This window comes from Klebsiella oxytoca (genome assembly GCF_009707385.1).
In the GTDB taxonomy this organism is placed as follows: domain Bacteria; phylum Pseudomonadota; class Gammaproteobacteria; order Enterobacterales; family Enterobacteriaceae; genus Klebsiella; species Klebsiella oxytoca_C.
In genome coordinates this window covers 3,284,255-3,300,852 of the sequence record NZ_CP046115.1, presented here as the reverse complement: position 1 = coordinate 3,300,852, position 16,598 = coordinate 3,284,255, and the positions used below count along the sequence as shown (strand labels likewise).

Genomic DNA, 16,598 nt, shown 5'->3' with positions numbered 1-16,598 from the left:
GGAGCCATGAACATGAACCATATTGAGCTAAAAGTGAATGGCATCCGCATTGCCCGCGATGTGAAAGATAATGTACGCCTGATCGATTTTCTGCGTGAGGAGCTGAAGCTTACGGGAACCAAAGAGGGCTGTTCAGTAGGCGAGTGCGGCGCCTGTACCGTTATCATGGACGGAAAGTCCGTCTGCTCCTGTCTGCTGCTGGCGGCTCAGTGCAACGGGGCCGAGGTCACCACCGTCGAAGCGCTGCATCACGATCCGGTCGGCAAAAAATTGCAGAACGCCTTTATTCGTCACGGCGGCGTTCAGTGCGGCTTCTGTACTCCCGGGGTCCTGATGAGCGCGAAGGCGCTGCTGGATGCCAACCCGTCCCCCAGCGATGATGAGCTGAAAGAGGCGCTGGAAGGCAATATCTGCCGCTGTACGGGATATCAGCCGATTATTACCTCGATAAAAGCAGTGCTGAAATCCTGAGTGCCGTAAGCGCCGCCGTCGGCTACCGGCGGTGGCGCTTTATCGGGCCGGGAGGGAGGATGACGATGAGCAAAAAAATGGCTAAAGAGTGCATTATGCTGGCGGCCGGACTCTCCAGCCGCATGGGAAAATGGAAAATGATGATGCCGTGGGGCGAGGGCACTATTCTGGATAGCGCCCTCGCCAGCGCTCTGGCGTTCTGCGATCGGGTGGTGCTGGTGACCGGATTTCGCGGCGATGAACTGGCCGCCTGCTATCGGGATCATCCGGGCGTTGAGGTCGTCTTTAACCCGCAATATCACGATGGTATGTTCTCTTCTATTCAGTGCGGGGTAAATCACCTCCGCGCCTCGCGCTTTTTTCTGGCGCTGGGCGATATGCCGGAAGTCACGCCGGGCGTGTACCGAAAGCTGTGGGCCAGCGCCGACACGGAGAGCTGTATTATTCCGGCCTACGAGCGCGGTAAAGGCCATCCGGTTCTTCTGCCCCAGCGCGCGGCGTCTCTTATTCGTCACGCGCCGGAAGGGGCAACGCTGCGCGACGTCATCGGTCAGATGACGGTGCGCGTTATCCCGGTGGCGAATCAGGGAATTCACTGGGACGTTGATACTCCGCAGCAGTATCTTGAGGTGGCACGCCGCTGCCATAAGGATCTGGCGGCTGTCGGATAACGTGATTGGCGGGAGTCAGTAGAGAAAATATCGCCCCGGCAGGTGGACCCCGCCGGGGCGATATCCTTTATCCTGCGGCGCTTTCGCGCAGGCGGGTTTTTAACTGGTTGTATTCATCAAGGACGTACTGCTCAGCGGCGCGCTGATCGGTAATGCGCTCAACGTTAACCGCGCAGTATTTATACTCAGGCGTCTTGGTTATCGGGCTCAGGTTCTCAGTGACCAGCTCATTGCAGGCGCCGATCCACCACTGATAGGTCATATAGACCGCGCCGCGATTCGGTCGATCGCTGACCTTCGCCCGGGTAATCACCTTGCCTTTGCGCGAGTTGACCCAGACCAGCTCCTCATCGCCAATGCCGAGACGTTTTGCATCGGCGGTATTGATTTGGATATAGCCCGGTTCATCCGCCAGCCTGGCCAACGCCGCGCAGTTGCCGGTCATCGAGCGGCAGGAGTAGTGGCCCACTTCGCGCACGGTGGAGAGCACCAGCGGATACTCATCGCTGAGTTTGTCGACAGGCTCCTGCCATTCGCAGGTGAAGAACTGCGCCAGCCCGTTGGGGGTGGAAAAACGCTCGGCAAACAGATACGAGGTGCCCCGATCTGCCTCTGATTCGTCGCGGCACGGCCACTGCACGTAGCCAAGCTCACCCATTTTCCCGTAGGTGGCGCCGAAAAAGTTGGGGCACAGATGGCGTAGTTCATCCCAGATTTGCTGCGTATTGTCGTACTTCATCGGATAACCCATGCGGGTGGCGATCTCGCAGATTATCTGCCAGTCGGTCTTCAGATCCCACTTCGGCTCTACCGCTTTGAAAAAGCGCTGGAACCCGCGGTCTGCGGCGGTATAAACGCCTTCGTGCTCGCCCCACGAGGTGGACGGCAAAATGACGTCGGCCGCTGCTGCGGTTTTGGTCATAAAGATATCCTGGACGATAACCAGCTCCATCTCTTCGAACGCCTTACGTACGGCAGAAAGCTCGGCATCGGTCTGGAGCGGATCTTCCCCCATGATGTACGCCGCCCGTACTTCGCCATGCGCCACGCGGTGCGGCAGCTCGCTGATACGGTAGCCGGGATTCTCCGGCAGGCTCTCTACGCCCCAGGCTTTGGCGAACTTTTCCCGGTTTTCCGGGAATTTCACATACTGATAGCCCGGATAGGTGTCCGGTAATGCTCCCATATCGCAGGCGCCCTGAACGTTGTTCTGGCCGCGTACCGGATTGACGCCGACGTGCGGTTTGCCCAGGTTGCCGGTCAGGATCGCCAGGCTGGTGAGCGAGCGCACCGTTTCCACCCCCTGCCAGAACTGGGTCACTCCCATCCCCCAGAGAATAGTGGCGTTGCCGGCGGTCGCGTACATCCGCGCGCACTCGCGAATCTGCCTGGCGCTGATACCGGTTATCGCTTCTACCGACTCCGGTGTATAGCGCTCGACAATACCCCGGTAGGTGTCGAAGCCCTCCGAACGACCGGCAACGAAGGATTTATCGTAGAGATCCTCCGCGATAATCACGTGTCCGATGGCGTTCAGCAGCGCAATATTGGAACCGTTTTTAAGGGCAAGATGCATATCGGCTATACGCGCAGTTTCGATTTTGCGCGGATCGCAGACGATAATTTTTGCGCCGTTGCGTTTGGCATTGAGAATATGATTCGCCACGATGGGGTGCGAATCCGCCGGGTTATAGCCAAAAATAAACACCAGATCGGTATTATCGATCTCGGTGATAGCATTACTCATCGCGCCGTTGCCGACCGACTGGTGCAGACCTGCAACCGAAGGGCCGTGTCAGACGCGAGCGCAGCAGTCGACGTTATTGGTACCAATAACCGCGCGCGCAAATTTCTGCATGATGTAGTTTGTTTCGTTGCCGGTGGCGCGCGAAGACCCGGTGGTCTGGATAGCGTCTGGCCCGTACTGGGCTTTTATCTCGCTGAGGCGGGCGGCGACATAATCGAGCGCTTCCTCCCAGGAAACCGACTCGAGCTTGCCGCCGCGCTGGCGGCGGATCATCGGCGTTTTCAGGCGCGGCGTAAGGATCTGGGTATCATTAATAAAGTCCCAGCCGTAGTAGCCTTTCAGGCACAGCGTGCCCTGATTGTTTTTACCCATCGCGGCATCGGCGCGGGTAATTTTGCCTTCCTCTACCGTGAGCTGCATCTTGCAGCCGGAAGCGCAGTAGGGGCAGACGGTCGTGACTCTCTTCATAGTAATGATCCTGATGAAAGCAAACTTAAAACAGCAGGGCAAAACCAAAGCGGCCGTTCAGGCCCTGCGCTATCCCTTGCTGCACGACGGGTACCGCCAGCAGCAGCAGGGTTATCAAAGCAAACAGGAATCTGCTGAGCATTACTGTCCCTCCCGGGCTTCTTCAGGCCCTCTCTCTTTCTGAACTTTGCGCAGCAGTAGCCACATTCTGACGGTTCTGACGGCCATATTGCGCGCCGCCGAGCTGGGCGGTGCCGGATCGGGAACCGGGGTTTCGTGGTTAACGCGGAAAGGCACGCTGCCGTTGAGGGTGAGGTTGGCGACGATAGCCGTCAGGGTTCCAATGGTGATCCCGCTGTGCAGGAAGAGCTGAACCATCGGCGGAAACTGGGTGAACAGGTTGGGTACCAGCACCGGCATCATGCCGAGACTGAGGGTCAACGCCACCACCATACCGTTATTATTGTTGCGGTAGTTGACCTGCCCCAGCGTACGTATACCGGATACCGCCACCATACCGAACATGACAATGCCCGCGCCGCCGAGGATCGGTTTAGGGATCAGAACCACCAGCGCCGCCATTCTTGAGAACACGCCCATCAGAATGAGAATGATACCGGAGACCGAGACGACAAAGCGGCTGCGTACCCCGGTCAAACCGATCAGGCCGACGTTCTGCGCGAACGCGGCGTAGGGAAAGAGATTGAAGAAGCCGCAGATAGTCGTCGCGATCCCGCAGGTGTTGAGGCCGTTGCGCAGCATCTTCGCGTCAACTTTCTTTCCGACGATATCCCCGGTTGCCATCATCGAGGACATGGTTTCCACCATCACCACCACCATAACCATCGACAGCAGGGCGACGGGGATAATATGAAATTCAGGTTTGGCAAAGGGCATCAGGGTCGGTAGATGGAGCCAGGGGGTGGCGTGGACCAGACTAAAGTCGAGAGGCTTAAAGCAACCCCAGAGAACCGTCCCGACGATAAGACCAATTAGCACCGAGGTGTTTTTCACCACGCCGGAGGCAAAGGTGTAAATATTGAGAATAATCACCAGCGTAATTGCCGCCATCAGCAGCGAAAAGGGAGCGCCAAAGCCGTTCATTTCGCTGCTGCCGCCGCCAATCCATCCCCCGGCCACCGGCATAATCGACATACCGATAAGGGTGACGATGCTGCCCATGACGACTTTGGGAAAGAATCGAATGAGTTTACTAATCCACGGGGCGCAGCAGAGTATGAAAATACCGGAAACGATCACCGCCCCGGAAATGCCGCCGATTCCGTACTCCTTACCGATCAGAACCATCGGAATCAGCGCCGCAAAGGTACAGCCCTGGATAAGCGGCAACCGGCAGCCGAGCCATTTACCGACCCCCAGCGACTGCACGATGGTGGCCGCGCCGCAGATAAACAGGTCGGCGCTAATCAGTAAAATAATGTGTTCCGGCGGTAGCCCTACCGCATTGCCCACCACCAGCGGAACCGCGACGGCGCCCGCGTACATCACCAGCACGTGCTGCAGGCCATAAAGAATCATTTGCGTAATGGGTAAAATCTCATCAACCGGTGCGGTCGAGTTCCCATTTTTTGAGGCGGAATTGGCGATATCTTTCATGAAGTTGTTATCTCCTGTACGACTTCACTCCGTATATACCCTTCATACTTCAAGTTGCTTGTGCGTTGGCTTTCCTGCAACTTGAATTATTTTGGGTACAAGCGTGAACAGAGCCGAAGTTACGATTCGAAGGCCGCTGCCTCCCTGAGCTGATGCGTTCATCAGCGTGTTGCGCGCACAATGAGTGATATGCGTAAGATGTGCCAAAAATAAGAATCCGCGGAATTGATGGATAATTGTGTGAAATAACTCACGAGAAAAAGGGCGGAATATCAATACGCCGAAAAGGGAGCGAAATAAAACACGACGGGAATAAATCCGCGATATCACATTGAGATAGGGAACGTCTCATTTTGGTATAACGACCAACAGGTTTAATTATCAACATGATTAAGCCGCAAACAACGTCAATAATCACTGCGAAGTGATATTTGACATTTATTGCGCAATTAAGCCGAAGTGGCTCTGTTTTTTTGAGGCGGCTCGCAAAAATGACCGCCATATTAATGCCTTTAAAAAAAGCGCCTGATTATTGCATTGCTACCCGGTGAGTCCTGGAATAATAAAGGGAAGCAAATGAATAAATTTATTGTTGCCGATTCTGCGAACTGTATTGGCTGCCACGCCTGTGAAGTGGCCTGCGTCACCTCTCATCGCCAGGACAGCTGGCCCCAGCAGCGCAGCGACTTTCTTCCACGCATTCGCGTATTCTTCAACCGCAAGGCCAGCAGCGCGACAACCTGCCGCCACTGCAATGACGCTCCCTGCGTCGGATCGTGCCCGACTCAGGCGCTGAGTTTTGCGAATGACAGCGTTCAGTTTAAAGAGGCTCTGTGTATCGGCTGTAAAAATTGCATTATCGCCTGTCCGTTTGGCGCGATTGAGATGGTGGCGAACGATGACGGCATGCCGCAGCTGGCGCAGAAATGCGATCTTTGCAGCCAGCACCCTTCCGGTCAGCAGGCATGCGTAGCCAGCTGTCCAACCCAGGCTCTGCGCCTGATGGATGAGGCGAGTATTAACCAGCTGCGCGCGGAGCGACAGATTCGCTCCGCGCTGGAAAAGCCGCTAGACGGCGTCCGCGGCGCAAGGCGCAATGCAATTCTCGATAAACCACCGCGAGTTGGGGCGAAAAAGGCTGCCGCCGATGCTCGTTTGCAGCATTTCGCTGAAATCTATCAGCCGCTGAGCGAGCGTGATGCGGAGTATGAGAGCCAGCGCTGTCTCTATTGCGCGCAGAAAGCGTGGTGCAACTGGACGTGCCCGCTGCATAACCATATTCCCGATTTCATCCGCCTGGTGAATGAAGGCAAGATTATCGAGGCGGCTGAATTGTGCCATCAGAGCAGCTCCCTGCCCGAGATTTGCGGTCGGGTTTGCCCGCAGGATCGGCTGTGCGAGGGAGCCTGCACTCTTAAGAACGAGGGCGGATCGGTCGCTATTGGCAACCTTGAACGCTACATCACCGATACCGCGCTGGCGATGGGCTGGCGGCCGACGATCGTTGAAGTCCCGCCGCGCCGGGAGCGGGTGGCGATAATTGGCGCCGGGCCAGCCGGTCTGGGCTGCGCCGATATTCTCGTTCGCGCGGGCGTACACGTGGACGTCTTCGATCGCCACCCGGAGATCGGCGGCCTGCTGACCTTTGGTATTCCACCGTTCAAGCTGGATAAAAACGTGCTTGAACGGCGGCGCGATATTTTCAGCGCCATGGGCGTCAACTTTCATCTCAACCAGGAGGTGGGGCGCGATGTGGCGTTTGATGAGCTGCTGACAAACTACGACGCCGTCTTCCTCGGCGTGGGTACCTATGGTCTGATGGCCGCCGGTCTGGAGGGGGAGACGGCGCCCGGAGTGGTTCAGGCTCTGCCGTTCCTGATTGCCAGCACCCGGGAGGTGATGGGGCTGGAAGAGAGCGCCGAATATCCCTTAATCGACATTAAGGGCACACACGTTGTGGTGCTTGGCGGGGGAGATACGGCGATGGACTGCCTGCGCACCGCCGTTCGTCGCGGAGCGCAGAGCGTGACCTGTGCCTATCGTCGCGATGAGCTGAGTATGCCCGGCTCGAAAAAAGAGGTGGTCAATGCGCGGGAAGAGGGGGTGAAATTTGAGTTTAACGTTCAGCCGCAGCGCATTCAGCTCAACCGCAAGGGGCAGGTCAGCGCGGTGGAGATGATCCGCACGAAAATGGGCGAACCGGGCCCGGATGGCCGCCGTCGGCCGCAGCCGATCCCGGACTCCGGGTTTGAACTGAAGGCCGACATCCTCATTATGGCGTTCGGCTTTCAGGCTCACGACATGCCCTGGCTGCGGGGCCACGGCATTAAGCTGGATCGCTGGGGGCAGATTATCACCGGCGGCAAAGGGCGCGGAACGACCCAGACCACTCACGACAAAGTCTATGCCGGCGGCGATGCCGTTACCGGAGCGGACCTGGTGGTTACCGCCATGGTAGCCGGGCGGCAGGCGGCCAGCGAGATGTTGGCTCAATTCCGGGCCAGGGAGGAGATATGACCAGTTTTATCGTTGCCAGTCCGCAGTCCTGCTTCGGCTGCCGGACCTGTGAGGTGGCCTGTGCGCTGGAGCATGTGACGCCGGGCGCGGAGTTTAATCCCCGCCTGAAGGTGATGCGCCTCGACGACCTTAGCGTGCCGGTGATGTGCCATCAGTGCGAGAATGCGCCCTGCGTGAGCGCCTGCCCGACCGGAGCGCTCAGTATGGGGGCGGAGAGGGTGGAGGCCGACGGCGGGCGCTGCATTGGTTGCCAGAGCTGCGTCATCGCCTGTCCGTTTGGGGCGGTAACTATTGAGGTGAAGGCCGGTCTGACGCCGGTTATTGTCATATGCGACCTCTGCAGCAGCAGGGAGCGCGGGCCCGCCTGCGTTGACGTCTGCCCGACGGCGGCGTTGAGTAAAATGACCGAAGAGCAGCTAAAAGAACTGCAAAAACAGCGCAATATCGCTACCGCCGCGCTGCTGTCGCTATAAACTTTGCGCCCGGCGGCGTTCATCCCGCCGGGCCGGTTTATCAGATTCCCCGTTTCTCGCCAGTAAAAAACCCGGCTTATCAGGCCGGGTCATTGTTTTATTGTTCAGGTCCATTATGCGGGGAGCGCATCCATTCGCGCCCACATTTTTTGCGCCACTTTCTGCGCCGCTTTGAATATCGGCTCGCAGTCGAAGCTGAACTGGCGATCTTCATAAATCATCACGCCGTTTACCATCACGCTGCGCACGCTATTGGCACCCAGACCAAAGGCGATATGTCCGGCGATATTTTCCGCGATAAGCGGGGTTGGCGCCATATAATCGCAGATTGTGAGATCCGCTTTATATCCCGCTTCAAGGCGACCAAAGCGGGCGTTGAAGTTGCGGTTCAGCAGCTCATTACCATTGCTCAGCGCCTTCGCAAAGCTGTCCGGCCACAGCGGACCGCCGGCGTCCCGGTGTTTAAAGAAGGCAAACTTCATCTCCTCAAACATGTCGGAACCAATGCCGTCGGTGCCCAGCGCCAGGTTACGCAACTGCGGCAGACGATGATTGTAGCCGACGTGGTTGTTCATGTTGGAGCGGGCGTTATGCACCAGGAAACCGTCCTGCGTATTGAGCAGCTCCACGTCGGCATCGGAGATATACAGACCGTGAGCAATCAGCGTCTTACTGTTGATAAGGTCGAACTCCGCCAGCCGCACCAGCAGGTCCTTGCCGTAAAGGTGATGGCTGTGTGAAACATCGTAGCGGTCTTCCGCCGCGTGAATATGCAGGCCGCGTCCGGTTGCTTTCAGGGCCTCGCTTAGCATCGTCAGGCCTTCATCCGGCACGGTGAAAGGCGCATGGGCGCCGATGTGGGCTTCGACCAGATAAGGCTGGTCTCCCTTCTCGCGCGCGGCGTCGATCTCTCTGGCAAAGCGAATATTCTCCTCCACGCTGTCGCGCAGTTCGCGGCTGCCGAAGTTGCGGTCGGTGGTTTCAAAGCAGGTCATCCCACGCAGCCCTATTTTGAGAAAGGCGTTGCGCAGCTGGCTCAGGGAGCCGGCGATATAGTGCGGCGAGGCATGATGATCGATAACCGCCGTGCAGCCGCTGCGCACCGCTTCCATGGCGCAGATCAGCCCGCTGTAGTAGAGCGACTCTTCGTCCAGCGCCCGGTCAAGACGCCACCACAGGTTTTTCAGCGTTGAGATAAAGTCCGGGCTGGGTGCGATATTGGCCTGAATACCGCGGGACAGGCCGGAATAAAAGTGATTGTGGGAGCAGACCATACCGGGCATCACCAGCTGTCCGCCCATCTCTTTTACCTGCGCCTGCGGATAGCGCTGGCACAGGCCGGGGCCAACATCGAGAATAGTATCGTTCTCAATGGCAATATCGACGTTCTCCCACACTTTCGCCGGATAGATCTGCGCGGCGGTGGCATTCTTCAGAATCAGGATACTCATACTTCAACGCCTCCCAATAGATAGCTCTGGTGCTGATGAATATGGCTTATGATGCGGCACATGGCGTCCAGCTCGGCTGGAACGTTTTTAAACTGGCCGCGGTCGTTAATTTCCAGCTGCCATGTTTTATCGTCCTGACGCACCTTGACGCTGGCACCTTCGACAAAGAAGCCTGGATTAGTGCTGTTGACAAAATCCTGCTCAAGGCTGAACACGGTGATTTTGTCTTTGTACGGTTTTCCCTGCCATGGACAGAACTGGGCGCAGTTGCCGCATTCGTTGCAATAGGCATCCAGATGCAGCGTCTGGAAACGGTTCTGGAAGCCCGGCACGGCGACGGAAATATTGGCGCGGTTCGGACAGACGTCGACGCACTTGCTGCAAATGTAGTTACATTCGAGGCAGCGGCTGGCTTCCTGCTCAACAAAGGCGTCGCGCTGGTCTTTATCCACCAGTGTGACGGCGATGGCGCCTTTACGCTGATAAACTTTGGTCGGATCGACGTTGTTCCAGAATTTATTTCCGTGGCTGCTGGCGATATTTTCCCTGGTCAGAATCACGTCCGTTGCCCGTCGCGCGTTGCCGATTGCCGACACAATAGAAGAGGGACCGCGCTGCACGTCGCCAATCAGGAATACGTTCGGCCTGCTGGTCTCGCCATCGGCGTTAACCACCGGCCAGCCCTGCGGATCGAGCGGAATCCCCATGGCTGACAGCGCCTCGCCGTCCTGCTGCTCACCGATGGCGGTAATCAGAGAATCGACTTTCAGCGTGCGAATTTCATCGGTTTCTACCGGACGGCGGCGGCCTTTCTCATCCGGCTCGCCCAGCTTCATGACCCGCACGGTGAGAGTGCCATCGGCATTAAACTGTTCAGGATTGCATAGCCATTCGAAGTCTACGCCGTCGAGCAGGGCTTCATCGTACTCTTCACGCCAGGCGGGCATCTCCTGCTGGGAACGACGATAGACGATGGTCACGCTCTGCACGCCAGGTACGCGCAGCGCCGCGCGAGCGCAGTCCATAGCGGTGTTACCGGCGCCGATGACGGCCACGCGTTTGCCCATATTCAGACGGACGTCGCGGTTGAATTCGCGCAGAAACTGCAGCGACTTATGCACGTTCTGGTTATCGCCGCGCAGCTTCACGCCGCTGTTTTTATCGGTGCCGGTACCGACCAATACGTAACGGAAGCCTTCCGCCTGCAGTTTGTCTACGCTCAGATGCGGATCGCAGCCGTATTCAATTTTTACGCCGTGGGCGACAACAAAATCGATATCGTGCTGGATAAGCTCGCCGGGAATGCGGAACTGCGGAATGATATTCTGCACCACGCCTCCGGCATTGGCCTCGCGTTCAAAAACCGTCACCGGATGTCCGGCGCGGGCGAGGAAGTAGCCGGCGGCAAGACCGGCAGGGCCTGCGCCTATCACCGCTACCGGGTGCATGGAGCCAGAGCCTGCGGGCTTATGCCAGCGGCTTCGGTACTCATCCCAGCCTTTCTCCAGCGCCACTTTCTTCAGGTCGCGAATGTTAAGCGCGCTGTCGTAATCCAGGCGCGTACAGTTGTACTGGCACTGGTGATCGCATATATGGCCGGTGATGGCCGGTAAAGCGTTACGCTGATAGATAAGCTCCAGCGCGTCGGCGTAGCGATGCTCGCCCAGCAGACGGATATATTCCGGAATATCCTGCTTGATGGCGCAGGCCGTGACGCAGGGGGCGACGTAGCAGTCCAGCAGCGGCAGCGGTTCACCGGTATCGATGCGATCTTCCGGTTTCCACTGCTTCTGGGTGTAATCCATGCTCACCGCTTTTTCCGCCAGCGCGTTGAGACGTTCAACGTCGATTTGCGTCATGTTCCAGCCGTCGGCTTTCTCCAGTTCGCGCATGCACTCGCTCAGACGTAAATATCCCCCCGGCTTCAGCAGATCGGTTGCCATGGTGATGGGACGAATGCCGGTTTCGAAAATATCGCGGATGTTAATCTGGCTGGCGCCGCCGGAGTAGGAAATAGGCAGCTTGCCGTCGAACGCGCGCGAGAGCAGCGCGGCCACGTTGATCGATAGCGGAAACAGCGCACGGCCGGACATATACATTTCATCCCCCGGCAGCGCGCCTTTGTTATTGACGGTGCCGAGGGTGTTGGTCAGCTTGACGCCAAAGCCGAGGCCGCGCTCTTTCGCCAGCGCCATCAGGCGCGTTAACATCTCCAGCGCCCGGTCGATCTTCAGGTCGTGGTCAAACGACTCTTCGCTGAGGCCGATATAGCCGAAGCCGCAGGTGTCGAGGATTTCACGAACGCGCGGATAGCCGAGCAGGGTAGGGTTGAGCTTCACAAAGGTATTGAGGTTTTTCTCAGTCAGCATGTAGCGGCAGATAGCTTCGATCTCATCCGGCGGGCAGCCGTGCATCGTCGAGAGGGTCACGCCCTCAACCAGCCTGGCGGGCACGCGCTGCGCGAGGTTATCCAGCCCGGCTTTACGCGCGCTTTCAGGCAGGCGGTCGATAAACGATGGATTTTGCAGCCAGCGGTTCAGCGTATCGCGGTACTGGGCGAATTTAGGATAGGCGGAGGCGTTCATCATGTTGTCGATAAATTCCTGCATGGGCGGCTGCTTAATGCCGTCCAGGTTGTAACCAACGCTCATATTGAAAATAAACGACTTACTCTCTTTATTTGTCGCCAGCGGGAACACCTGCTCCAGCAGATGCAGCGCAAACCAGGCTTTGAGATACTCATCCCAGGCTTTTTTCAGGGTAAATTCGGTAGACCATTCGGTGTTGAAGCACTCATCTTCGGCATCGATACAGGGTTTTTCCAGCTCCAGGCGGTCAAGGATCTGTACGGTTTTCAGCTCAATAAACCGTCCGCCGGTGAGCCAGGCGGTAATGATATTCTGTGCCAGCTGGGTGTGCGGCCCGGCAGCCGGGCCGAGAGGCGTTGCGCAGCTTTCGCCAAACACGCCGATGGAACGCTGCGCCTGCGGCGAGTAAAACTGTTGTTCGGGAATGCCAAAAATCGTCCGTTGACTCTGATACTCATCAAAAATGCGCGTCAAAAGTTCTTCAAACGGCACGGGACGCATTATATCTCCCATAACCCTCTCCTTAGATATCATTGTAAGATCGACATTGCCGGTAGTAATCATTCCGACGGATAACAGGAGAGGAGCAACAATCACACCAGTTATTCAAACCGCAGCGGCGAAATAATTAATTTGTGAACCAGGTCGAAACTCGACGCGAATGCGTGAATAATTCCACTGCGGGGAAATGAGAACTCAAATCAATACGCTTTATCATTCGGCGAGATTTCTCAAAATCAGATCCTGAATATCAGAATGATAATTTATGCCGGCCGTTCGGCGGTGATTTCAGCGGGCGGTTTTCTTTTACCGCGGCGACAGAGGAAATATTCGGCGTAGGATCCCGGTTGCAGCGTCATTACGGCTAACGAAATGACCTGTCTCACAATTTGCGATGAAAAATGGCGGCTAAGTATAAATATTGCATAGTCGATACGGGTCGCTGCGACGCTATTTCAACGCCGGGTAAACTCTCAAACTGAGAACCCGGCAAATATCGCAGATAAACAAATATACCCAAAATAATTCGAGTTGCAGGACAAAACGGTTAACCGTTTTGAACAGCGCTTGTGCTGGCCCTGAAAGGGTGAGTCCCGTAGGGGCGAATCACGCGGCAACGCAGTGAATCCCCAGGAGCTTACTCTAGTAAGTGACTGGGGTGAGCGACAAATCTGCCGGGAGCAGATTTGAACGTCGCTTGCGACGGCCCGTGAGGGCGAGGCCCATGGATGGGCCGAGTAATCCGTAGCCAACGCACATGCAACTTGAAGTATGAAGGATATAGAGCCGTAAACATCGCCTTTGAGGTTAGTATGAATATTTTCGCAGAAGCAGCACGACTTGAAGAACAAAATTGCCCCTTCGCCCTGGCGCAGATTGTCGAAAGTCGGGGCTCCACCCCCCGACACTCTGCTCAGATGCTTATTCGCGAAGATGGTTCGATTGTGGGTACCATTGGCGGCGGGATGGTTGAGCGTAAAGTTATCGATGCGGCGCTGGAGGCGCTGCGCGAACGGGAGTCGCGAATGTTTCATGGCCGCATGGCGCGTACCGGCAGCGACGCCGTAGGATCCGACTGCGGCGGCGCGATGTCGGTTTACATCAGCGTTCATGGTCTGCGCCCGCGTCTGCTGCTTGTCGGCGCCGGGCACGTTAATCGCGCGGTGGCCCACGCGGCGGCGCTGGTGGATTTTGATATCTGCGTGGGCGATATCTATACCGCAAGCCTCTGTCCCGACTCTTTCCCCGCTTCGGCACGGTTGGTGCACGCCGCCAGCTTCACGGAAGTGGTCGACGCGATGGCTGTCCGGCCGCAGGATTTTGTCCTGATCGCCACCAATAACCAGGATCGGGAGGCGCTGGACAGGCTGATAACCCAGCCGGTGGCCTGGCTGGGGCTGCTGGCCAGCCGGCGGAAAGTGCAGGCCTTTTTACGCCAGATGCGGGAGAGCGGCGTGCCGGAGCCGGCAATCAGTCGCCTGCGGGCGCCAGTTGGTTACGATATCGGCGCGGAGACGCCAAATGAAATTGCCATCAGCGTGCTGGCGGAGATCCTGCAGGTGAAAAACGGTGCGCCGGGTGGGCTGATGAATCAGGTGCAGGCTGTGCGTCGGCAGGATTACCTTGATGAAGCGGTTGCAACCTGAGGCAGTTGAACGGTGACAGGGTTGCCGGGATGCGCCCGGCAACGCGTTACTGACGACCTACTGGCTAATGATGGTGCCCGTTTTCCCTTCAATCCCTTCTTTGGCTTTGCTCAACATCGTGATCAGCGCTTTGCGCCCCGGACGAGAACGGGCGAAGGAGGCGGCGGCTTCTACTTTTGGCAGCATGGATCCCTTCGCAAAGTGTCCCTCTTCGATAAAGCGTTCGGCGTCGCGCAGCGAGAGGGCATCGAGCCACTGTTCATCAGGTTTGCCGAAATTGATAGCCACCTTTTCCACGGCGGTAAGAATGATCAGCAGGTCGGCGTCGATCATCTCCGCCAGTTTGGCGCTGGCCCAATCCTTATCGATAACCGCGCTGGCACCGCGCAGATGGTTACCCTCGCGAATCACCGGAATTCCGCCGCCGCCGACGGTGATCACCACGTGGCAGTCATCCATCAGCGCTTTTACCGTTTGTTTTTCGATAATGTCTATTGGCTTAGGCGACGCGACCACGCGACGGTAGCCACGTCCGGCATCTTCTTTCATGGTGTAGCCGTTTTGGGTCAGCTTCTCTGCCTCTTCTTTGCTGAAGAAGGAGCCGATGGGCTTGGTCGGATTAAGGAAGGCTTCATCATTCGCGTCCACTTCCACCTGGGTTATCAGGGTGGCCACCGGAATATCCAGGCTGCGCGTCAGCAGTTCTTCGCGGATAGCGTTCTGCAGGTCGTAGCCGATGTAGCCCTGGCTCAAGGCGACGCAGACCGACATCGGCAGCATGGGCGTATGGGCCTCGGTTTTTGCCGCGGCTTCAAAGGCCTGGTTAATCATGCCCACCTGTGGGCCGTTACCGTGAGTCACTACCACCTGATGGCCAAGGGAAATAAGATCGACGATCGTCCGGGCAGTGTGTTTGACGGCCTGCATTTGTCCGGCGAGATCGTCGCCAAGCGCATTCCCGCCGAGAGCGAGAACAATTTTTTTACTCATAGCTTCCTCTCATTACGTTTCAGGTCCGCTGACCGCCAGGTGAGCGGTGGAAAAGGGTTGACGGCGTAAAAAGCGGCCCTGTCCGGCGCTGCCGGTGAAGGTGCCGTTATCAAAGATGACTCGGCCGTGGGAGAGCGTCTGGCGAATAGCCCCCTGGCAGATAAAGCCCTCATAGGGCGAATAATCAGCGTTATCGTGCAGCATTTCATGACGGATAGTGGTGGTGCGTTTGGGGTCGATGATAACCACGTCGCCATCGGCGCCGGGGGCCAGCACTCCCTTCTGCGGCCACAGACCAAACAGCTTCGCCGGGTTGGCGCTGGTGAGCGCCACAAAACGCTCAGGCGTGATACGACCGGTCATAACCCCATGCGCAAACAGCAGCAGCATGCGGTTTTCCACTCCCGGCAAACCGTTCGGGCAGCGGCTAAAGTCGCCGCCGGAAATCTGCCTGCGCTGCAGCGAAGAGAAAGCGCAGTGATCGGTCGCGACGGTGTCAATATCTCCATCGCTGATACCGCTCCAGAGCGCGTCGTTGTTGCTGGCGTTACGCAGGGGAGGGCTGAGCAGATAGTTAAGCGCGTCTTCGCGCTCATAGCAGCGCTCGTCGAGCAGCAGATACTGCGGGCAGGTTTCGACCCATACCGGCTGATGGTGCCTTCTGGCAAGGCGCAGGTACTCGAGACCCAGCGCGTTGGACAAATGTACGATATAGAGCGGCGCGTTTCCCGCCAGCCGGGCGAGGTTGATCATCCGGGCGATCGCTTCTGCCTCACACTCCGGCGGGCGGCTCAGGGCGTGATAGCGCGGCGCGGTTTTACCAGCGTTGATAAATTCCGCCCGGCGCTGGGAGATGGCGGCATCGTTTTCCGGATGCACGGTGGTCAGCGCGCCGGCGCGCTGCAGGTGGCGCAGCGCCTGTAATATCTCATCATCGTTCAGTTTGTACTGGTAGGTCAGATAGAGTTTAAAACTGCTGATCCCGCTGTCCACCATCATCGGGATTTCGTCGAGAATGCCGTGGTTAACGTGCTGGATAACGCCGTGAAAGCTGTAGTCGATGACGGCTTTATAGGCGGCGTAGCCGCGGTAGACCTCGAACTGATGGCGCAGATGGCAGCCAACGGGCCCGAAGCCCATATGGTCAACGATGGTGGTGGTACCGCCGCAGGCCGCGGCCCGGGTACCGGTAAAGAAATCATCGCAGCTGCGGGCGAGACCCACGTCAATATTGAAATGGGTATGAACGTCAACGCCGCCGGGCATCACGTAGCAGCCGTCGGCGTCAATTACTTCGCAGGGTTGTTCTGCCTCAATAGAATCGGCAAGGCGCTTGACGAGGCCATCTTCAATGAGCAGGTCCTGCTTCACCTGTCCGTCGGCGTTGACGACGAGGCCATTTTTAATCAGTACGCGCATAGAAACCTCAACATGCCGCCGCAGAGCGCGGCGGCAGAC

General features: G+C 57.4%; 10 protein-coding genes and 1 pseudogene. 5 read left to right on the top strand and 6 right to left on the bottom strand.

The genetic code is table 11. The annotated features are described in order from the left end of the window. The first annotated feature begins 12 nt into the window (after window positions 1-12). Window positions 13-471, top strand: a complete 459-nt coding sequence (locus GJ746_RS15370) for a (2Fe-2S)-binding protein (RefSeq protein ID WP_154680974.1) — start codon at window positions 13-15, stop codon at window positions 469-471. 65 nt (window positions 472-536) lie between these two features. After that, complete coding sequence (locus GJ746_RS15365; protein WP_154680973.1) at window positions 537-1,142, top strand: NTP transferase domain-containing protein; 606 nt, start codon at window positions 537-539, stop codon at window positions 1,140-1,142. A gap of 67 nt (window positions 1,143-1,209) precedes the next feature. Here GJ746_RS15365 and fdhF read toward each other — a convergent pair whose 3' ends face one another. Both fdhF and GJ746_RS15355 read right to left on the bottom strand, forming a co-directional pair. After that, window positions 1,210-3,357 (bottom strand): formate dehydrogenase subunit alpha, encoded by a 2,148-nt coding sequence (gene fdhF / locus GJ746_RS15360; protein ID WP_154680972.1) that lies wholly within the window; start codon window positions 3,355-3,357, stop codon window positions 1,210-1,212. Between the two features lie 141 nt (window positions 3,358-3,498). Then, window positions 3,499-4,974, bottom strand: a complete 1,476-nt coding sequence (locus tag GJ746_RS15355; protein WP_154680971.1) for a nucleobase:cation symporter-2 family protein — start codon at window positions 4,972-4,974, stop codon at window positions 3,499-3,501. A 576-nt stretch (window positions 4,975-5,550) separates the two neighbouring features. On the opposite strand from GJ746_RS15355, the gene ygfT reads away from it, so the two are divergent. Next, complete coding sequence (gene ygfT / locus GJ746_RS15350) at window positions 5,551-7,491, top strand: formate-dependent uric acid utilization protein YgfT (protein WP_154680970.1); 1,941 nt, start codon at window positions 5,551-5,553, stop codon at window positions 7,489-7,491. After that, window positions 7,488-7,964 carry a 4Fe-4S dicluster domain-containing protein gene (locus GJ746_RS15345; protein ID WP_154680969.1) on the top strand — a complete coding sequence of 159 codons (477 nt, stop codon included), beginning with the start codon at window positions 7,488-7,490 and terminating at the stop codon, window positions 7,962-7,964. Before ygfT ends, GJ746_RS15345 begins: the two co-directional genes overlap by 4 nt. Before the next feature lie 113 nt (window positions 7,965-8,077). Here GJ746_RS15345 and ssnA read toward each other — a convergent pair whose 3' ends face one another. Both ssnA and ygfK read right to left on the bottom strand, forming a co-directional pair. Continuing rightward, on the bottom strand, window positions 8,078-9,409 hold the full coding sequence (gene ssnA, locus GJ746_RS15340; protein WP_195908867.1) for a putative aminohydrolase SsnA: 1,332 nt from the start codon (window positions 9,407-9,409) through the stop codon (window positions 8,078-8,080). Between the two features lie 2 nt (window positions 9,410-9,411). Beyond that, the gene (gene ygfK, locus GJ746_RS15335) at window positions 9,412-12,516 is read right to left on the bottom strand and encodes a putative selenate reductase subunit YgfK (RefSeq protein ID WP_154680967.1); all 3,105 of its coding nucleotides are present in this window, start codon (window positions 12,514-12,516) and stop codon (window positions 9,412-9,414) included. Window positions 12,517-13,316: 800 nt separating this feature from the next. Here ygfK and GJ746_RS15330 point away from each other — a divergent pair. Beyond that, a pseudogene (locus tag GJ746_RS15330) lies at window positions 13,317-14,093 on the top strand (XdhC family protein); the annotation flags it as partial. Between the two features lie 114 nt (window positions 14,094-14,207). Here GJ746_RS15330 and arcC read toward each other — a convergent pair. Both arcC and hydA read right to left on the bottom strand, forming a co-directional pair. Beyond that, window positions 14,208-15,140, bottom strand: a complete 933-nt coding sequence (arcC, locus tag GJ746_RS15325) for a carbamate kinase (protein ID WP_154680965.1) — start codon at window positions 15,138-15,140, stop codon at window positions 14,208-14,210. A gap of 12 nt (window positions 15,141-15,152) precedes the next feature. Then, window positions 15,153-16,559 carry a dihydropyrimidinase gene (hydA, locus tag GJ746_RS15320; protein ID WP_154680964.1) on the bottom strand — a complete coding sequence of 469 codons (1,407 nt, stop codon included), beginning with the start codon at window positions 16,557-16,559 and terminating at the stop codon, window positions 15,153-15,155. Window positions 16,560-16,598 lie beyond the last annotated feature (39 nt).